Raw genomic sequence first — 1,260 nt, forward strand, 5'->3', positions numbered from 1 at the left:
AACGCACGGCGCTTCCTGCGCGATCTGGAGCGCGCCTGCCCGATCCGCATCCGCACCATTCTCACCGACAATGGCAAGGAGTTCACCGACCGCCTTTTCGGCCTGCGCAAGCGGACTGCCACGGGAGAGCACGCGTTCGACGCGCTTTGCGCCGCCCTCGACATCGACCACCGCCTGACCCCGCCGAAGTCGCCGCAGACCAACGGAATGGTCGAGCGCTTCAACGGCCGGATCGAAGAGGTCCTGCAGAGCCACCATTTCCGATCAGGCGAGGACCTGGAGACCACGCTCCACCGATACGTCTGGCTTTACAACCAGCAGCTCCCGCAATCAGCGTTGGCCAGCAAGGCGCCCTTGCAGGCCATGAAGGACTGGCACAAAATCAAGCCAGAGCTGTTCAAGAAACAGCCACACTACCTTCCGGGATGTGACAGGTAGGCACCGGAAACGGCAATCCCACCAATGCCGCCTTTCGGGCTCCGCCTCGGTAAACCTTTGGTCAGCACGGGCGTCCGGGGCAACAATATACCGACACTCAACTTCGGTTAGTTACAGCCGCCAGTCGGACGGCCTGTCGTTTTGGAGCGCGATGCTTCACATCTAGCACCCAAGCGCTTCGAGCCGATGGTGTCGGAAGTGGGCGTTTAACCCGGATTACACCTGATTAATGCTGCGCAATGCTTCCGGACAGCAGCTCTTGTCACACGCGTCGGCGCAGCTTTGTCTCTCTGCGCCCGCCAGATCTGCACGGCTTGAATACGCTCTTCGTGAATTGGCCCCCGTTTCGACTGGACACTTGGGCATAACCATGGAGGCTTAGGGATATCCCTAAGCACGTGCTTATGTCTGACTATGAGATCATCACCGATGGCGGCCGCCGGCGAGTTATGCCCGAAAGTTGGTGATGGCCTGAAGTAGGCGGCATATCATGGCGGTGTTCACGCGCCGTCAGTCTCAAAAGAGAAAGGATATGCCACCATGGCCAAATCTACCGTTGTCCCGTTCGAACTGCCATCGGAATTTTCTGCGGATCCGTTGACCGAGGTAATCCAAGCTGGGGCCAAGGAGCTTCTGCGAACGGCGGTTCAGGCGGAGGTATCCGCCTTCCTCGCCGAGCATGCGCATCTTCTGGACGAGGAGGGCCGCCAGCGTCTTGTGCGCCATGGTTTTCTGCCCGAGCGCGAGATGATGACCGGGATCGGGACCATTCCTGTGCAGGTCCCGCGCGTGCGCGATCGCGGCCGCAATGAAGATGGGAGC

At 60.1% G+C, this 1,260-nt stretch carries 1 protein-coding gene and 1 pseudogene; both read left to right on the plus strand.

Annotated elements, in window-relative coordinates:
• A partial coding sequence (locus JSE7799_RS16130) for an integrase core domain-containing protein (protein WP_144431764.1) occupies nucleotides 1-438 on the plus strand: 438 nt, incomplete at its 5' end.
• Nucleotides 439-978: 540 nt separating this feature from the next.
• Nucleotides 979-1,260 (plus strand): annotated as a pseudogene (locus JSE7799_RS16135) (IS256 family transposase); the annotation flags it as partial.

Source organism: Jannaschia seosinensis (genome assembly GCF_001408515.1).
GTDB classification, from domain to species: domain Bacteria; phylum Pseudomonadota; class Alphaproteobacteria; order Rhodobacterales; family Rhodobacteraceae; genus Jannaschia; species Jannaschia seosinensis.